The 4585-nt window shown below is 74.8% G+C and carries 6 protein-coding genes; 4 read left to right on the top strand and 2 right to left on the bottom strand.

The window, feature by feature from the left end; all coding sequences use genetic code 11:
- The coding region (locus EBH09_RS29085) for a serine protease (RefSeq protein WP_153182743.1) at positions 1 to 718 on the top strand (718 nt) is incomplete at its 5' end.
- A gap of 112 nt (positions 719 to 830) precedes the next feature.
- Here the strand turns inward: EBH09_RS29085 and EBH09_RS29080 are convergent.
- A complete protein-coding gene (locus tag EBH09_RS29080) occupies positions 831 to 1940 on the bottom strand; it encodes a winged helix DNA-binding domain-containing protein (protein ID WP_121751061.1) in 1110 nt (369 codons plus the stop codon).
- A 98-nt stretch (positions 1941 to 2038) separates the two neighbouring features.
- Between EBH09_RS29080 and EBH09_RS38005 the strand changes: the two genes are divergently transcribed.
- From EBH09_RS38005 to EBH09_RS29070, 3 genes are read left to right on the top strand one after another with little or no spacing between them, the layout of a single operon-like run.
- Positions 2039 to 2191, top strand: a complete 153-nt coding sequence (locus EBH09_RS38005) for a hypothetical protein (RefSeq protein WP_193776599.1) — start codon at positions 2039 to 2041, stop codon at positions 2189 to 2191.
- Positions 2192 to 2225: 34 nt separating this feature from the next.
- Entirely contained in the window at positions 2226 to 3149 is a 924-nt protein-coding gene (locus tag EBH09_RS29075) for a polysaccharide pyruvyl transferase family protein (RefSeq protein ID WP_238697564.1), read from the top strand.
- A 58-nt stretch (positions 3150 to 3207) separates the two neighbouring features.
- Positions 3208 to 3516 carry a DUF3040 domain-containing protein gene (locus EBH09_RS29070; RefSeq protein ID WP_121749885.1) on the top strand — a complete coding sequence of 103 codons (309 nt, stop codon included), beginning with the start codon at positions 3208 to 3210 and terminating at the stop codon, positions 3514 to 3516.
- Between the two features lie 42 nt (positions 3517 to 3558).
- On the opposite strand, the gene EBH09_RS29065 is transcribed toward EBH09_RS29070, so the two are convergent.
- A complete protein-coding gene (locus tag EBH09_RS29065) occupies positions 3559 to 4455 on the bottom strand; it encodes a glycosyltransferase (protein WP_121749884.1) in 897 nt (298 codons plus the stop codon).
- Positions 4456 to 4585 lie beyond the last annotated feature (130 nt).

The raw sequence follows: 4585 nt of genomic DNA, 5'->3' as shown, positions 1-4585 counted from the left end.
GCTCGCCGCCCCCTCCGCCGTCGCCGCACCGCAGCCGATCGTCGGCGGTTCGACCACCACGACGAGCGCGTATCCGTTCGTCATGCAGGTCACGGACGCCTCGCAGAACCAGTTCTGCGGCGGCACCCTGGTCAGCCCCACCAAGGTCGTCACCGCCGCCCACTGCATGGTCGGCGAGACCACCCGCAGCGTCCGCGTGGTCGGCGGACGCACCTACCTCAACGGCACCAACGGCACGGTCGCCCAGGTCAGCAGGATCTGGATCCACCCGGACTACACCGGCGCCACCAACGGCGACGACGTGGCCGTGCTGACCCTGTCGAGGTCGATGCCGTACACCCCGGCGAAGTACGTCTCCTCCTCGGACACCTCCGTCTACGCGGCCGGCACCACCGCCCGCGTCCTCGGCTGGGGCACCACCCGGGAGAACGGCGGCTCCTCCAACCAGCTGCGGACCGCGACCGTACCGGTCGTCTCGGACACGAGCTGCCGGGGCTCCTACGGATCCGACTTCGTCGCGAGCGACATGGTGTGCGCCGGATACTCCTCCGGCGGTGTGGACACCTGCCAGGGCGACAGCGGCGGACCCCTGCTCGTCGGGGGCGTCCTGGCCGGCGTCACCTCCTGGGGCGAGGGCTGTGCCCGGGCCGGTCACCCGGGTGTCTACTCCCGGCTGACCACGTTCTCGGACCTGGTGACCGCGCAGGTCACCTCGTAGCCCCGAACCGTCGGCTCTCCTGATCTCCTGAGTACCTCTCAGGTGAAAGACCGGGGGGCGTTGCGAGCCTCCACGAGCGGCCCGCAACGCCCCCTCTCCATGTCACCCGCGGTCACTCGCGCACCGTCCCGAAGCGGACGTCGTACGCCGTCCCCGGGTGCGTCGTCGCCAGCGTCCGCTCCCCCTCGGCCGCGACCTCGTCCTTGTGCGCCTCGGTGAGGCGGCCGAAGGGCTCGACGACGAGTGCGTCGTCGTCGAGCTTCCACAGCCCGGCCACGAAGCCGTCGACGAGGAGGACGCGGTAGGCCTGGTTCTTCTTCCAGGTGCGGCCCTTGTACGCGGGCGGGACGACGCGGGTGCGGTCGGCGTGGGAGAGGAGCAGGTTGTCGAACTCGGGGAGGAAGCGCGGCGGGGCCGGCGTGTCCGGGTCGGGGCGGGGCGCGTCGGGGAGGTCGAACAGTTCGGTGCCGTCCTCGCTCCGGAAGGTGACGAGCCGGGGGCGGAGCCGTTCGAAGGCGTTCCGGAGGCGGGTGAGACCCGCCCAGGTCTGCATGTCCTTCACGGAGGCGGGCCCGAAGGCGGCGAGGTAGCGCAGCACGGTGTCGTCCGGTGCCGGCGCGGGCAGCGCGGGGCGTCCGAGCCAGTGCTCGGCGGTGGTGAGCGTGACCTGGCCGCTCCTCCCCCACAGCCCACGCGGCGTCACCTGCACGAGCGGGAGCCGGCAGCGGGCGGCGGCGGACAGCGCCTGCGGGTCGGCGTCCGGCCACTCGGCGAGGAGGGCCTCGCGCAGCCGGCCCAAGGTGCGCGGCTCGGCCTCCACGAGTTCGCGGGCGAGGACGGCGAGCCGGTCCAGGTCGACGCCCACGAGGCCGTCGCGGAAGTTGCCCAGCTCCCGGTCCCGGGCGGCCTGCACCAACGGGCGCAGGGTGAGGCAGTCGTCGGCGGTGTGGGTGTGGATGGTCGAGCGCATGGTGACGAGGCGGGCGACCCGGCGGCCGGCCATCGCCCCGGACAGGTCGTCGGGCGTGAAGCCGTCGAGGCGGGCGGCGAGCGCGTAGTACGGGGGCTTCACGTTCTGCGCCTGGAGTCCGACGAGATGGGCGACGGCGGCCTCGGCGGACAGCGACGCGCGGCGCAGCAGCAACTGGCGGGCCAGAGTGGCCCGGTTGAGGGCGCGGGTGCCGAGGACGGGGGCCGTCGTCGTTCGTGCCTTGGTCGTCATGGTGTGCACGGTAGCGGGGCTCGCGGACGGCTTCTGCGGACGAGCTGCCGGACGGGTGGCACGCCTCCGACGCGGCCGAGGCGGCGCTGGTGGTGTGCGTGGACTCGGCGGGCGTCGGGAACACCGTCGAGACCTGCCGGTACCGGGACGACGACGAGCGCGTCCGCAGCGTCACCTTCCACAAGGCCGAGGTCCGGGTGAAGGCCCCCGCGCTCCGGACGGGGAAGCTCGTGACCGGCCGCCGGCGGTGATTGCCGCGCCGTCGGCGGGGCACCCGTGCGCACTGTGCACGGACGAGGCAAGACCCTGGTGACCGGCTGGTTCAGCTTCCTGCACGGGGAGGCGACCGCCGGGGACGTGCTGGCGCTGCGGCGGGTGGAGGAGGTGCTGCGGGGCGCGGGGCTCGCGTACGACGTCGTATGGAGCCCCGGGTTCCGGGCGGACGGCGCACACTTCGCGGACGTGGACCCGGCGGCGTACTCCCGGCTGGTCTTCGTGTGCGGGCCGGCGCACGGGCCGCAGGTCGAGGAGCTGCACCGGCGGTTCGCGCACTGCGTGCGGATCGCCGTCGGCGTCTCCGTCGTCGACCCCGCCTCCCCGGCCGTCACGGGCTTCCACGAGGTGCTGTCCCGGGACGCCGCCGGCGCCGTGCCGACCCTGGATCTCGCGGCCCGCGCACCCGCGTTGCCCGCCCGGCCGGTCGTCGGGGTGGTCCTCACCCACGGGCAGCACGAGTACGGGGACCAGCGGCGGCACGAGGAGGTCGCCGCGGGGCTGACGCGCTGGCTGGCCGGCAAGGACTGTGCCCGGCTGGAGCTGGAGACGCGGCTCGACGCGCACGACTGGCGGCTGTGCGGCTCGCCGGCCCAGCTGGAGGCCGTGCTGGCCCGGCTGGATCTGGTCGTCACCGACCGGCTGCACGGGCTGGTCCTGGCGTTGCGGGCCGGTACGCCGGCGCTGGCGGTGGACCCGGTAGCGGGCGGCGCGAAGGTGACGGCGCAGGCCCGTGCCTGCGGCTGGCCGGCGCTGGTGGCCGCCGACCGGCTGGCGGAGGACGTGCTGGAGCACTGGTGGGACTGGTGCCTGGCCGGCGGGCGGGACGAGGCCCGGCGGATCGGTGCCGGGTTCCGGGCGGCGGACGCGGCCGCCGATGCCGCGGACGGTCTCGTGGCGGCGCTGGAGGCGCCGGGGGTACGGCCGGCCGGTTAGCTCCCCGGCCGCACGGGCACTCGGGGGGCCGTCGGTCCGCCCCCCAGGAGGAGAGATCGTGAGCATCGGCCGACTCCCCGAACACGAGCAGCGCGTACTCGACGAGGTCGAGCGGGCGCTGCGCCGCGACCGCCGTCTGGACAGGCGTCTGCGCACGCTGCGGCTCGGCCGCCGCCCCGATCTGGGCCGCCTGGCCGCGTACCGCCCGCGCACCCCGACCGTCCTCCTGCTGTTCGCGCTGTCGGTCACCCTCATGGTCACCGGCATCGTCACGTCCGAGCCCGGTGTGATCTGGGCCTTCGCCGCGGTGTGGCCGGTGACGCTGTTCGCGGCGTTCCGGTTGCTGTGCCGGTGGACGGAGGGTTAGGGGCGGGGAGGCGGGCGGTCGTGTCGCGTCGTGCCCCGTCCGTCAGCCCGTATAGCTGCGGGCCGCCGAGTCGCGTTGGGCGGGTTCGAGCGAGCGCAGGCGGGCCTCGACATCCGGCGGCAGCACCCGGCGCTCGCGCAGCACCCACGGCAGGGCGGCCGTCGCCTCCGCGAAGGCGCGCAGGGACGCCGTGTCGCGCGGGACCGTGCGGGCCAGGTGGAGGGTACGGCGCAGGGCCGGGCCGGCCGGTCGGCGCAGCCAGGTGAACCACAGGGTGTTGCGGATGCCGTGCGCCCGCCGCAGCGTCGAGTCCCTCACCTCGGACGGATGGTGATGGATCGTCAGATCGTCGGCGTACGTCAGCCACCAGCCGTTCGCCGCCAGGTCGGCCGCGAGCAGCTCCTCCTCGCCGCCCAGCCACAGCCTGGGGTGGAAGCCGCCCGCGGCGCGGAAGGCGTCGGTGCGCAGCACGGTCGCGGCGGCCAGGAAGGACCCGAGGGCCGGCCCCGGGAGCCAGTCCGGGCGGGGCACGGGCGAGTCGCGCAGTTCCTTGACGATCGGGTCCTCGGTGCCGTCGGGTTCGACGAGGATGCGGGCGGTGACCGAACCGACCGCCGGATACCGGTCGAGCAGGTCGGCGGCTCCGGCCAGGGAGCCCGGCGCCCACCAGGAGTCGTCGTCGCAGAAGGCGACGTAGGGCGTGTGGACCTGACGGACCGCCAGGTTGCGGCCGACGGCGCCGAGGTTGCGGCCGGGGCGCAGGAGCCGTACGCGCGGGTGGTGGCGGGCGACGGCGGAGGCGGTGCCGTCGGTGGAGGCGTTGTCCGTGACGATCACCGGGGGTTTCTCGGGGAGTTCGGCGAGGCGGTCCAGGGTGCGCAGGAGTTCCGGGCGCCGGTTGTGGGTGATGACGACGACGGTGGTCCGGGTGTCGGTCATGACGTCCCTCCGTTCGCCGTGTCCAGGAGGCGTGCGGCGCGCTCCACGTGCGGGGGCAGGGGCCTGCGGGCACGCAGGGCGGCGGGCAGGCGGGTGAGCGTCTCGCGCAGGGCGCGCCGTGCGTGCGGGT

The organism is Streptomyces sp. E2N166, assembly GCF_003671715.1.
GTDB classification, from domain to species: Bacteria; Actinomycetota; Actinomycetes; order Streptomycetales; family Streptomycetaceae; genus Streptomyces; species Streptomyces thinghirensis.
This window is presented reverse-complemented; position numbering and strand designations above follow the sequence as displayed.

What these genes read in the sequence shown, in the direction of transcription:
- EBH09_RS29080 (WP_121751061.1), bottom strand. Translation starts at nt 1,940, where the DNA reads ATGACGACCAAGGCACGAACGACGACGGCCCCCGTCCTCGGCACCCGC.
- EBH09_RS29065 (WP_121749884.1), bottom strand. Translation starts at nt 4,455, where the DNA reads ATGACCGACACCCGGACCACCGTCGTCGTCATCACCCACAACCGGCGC.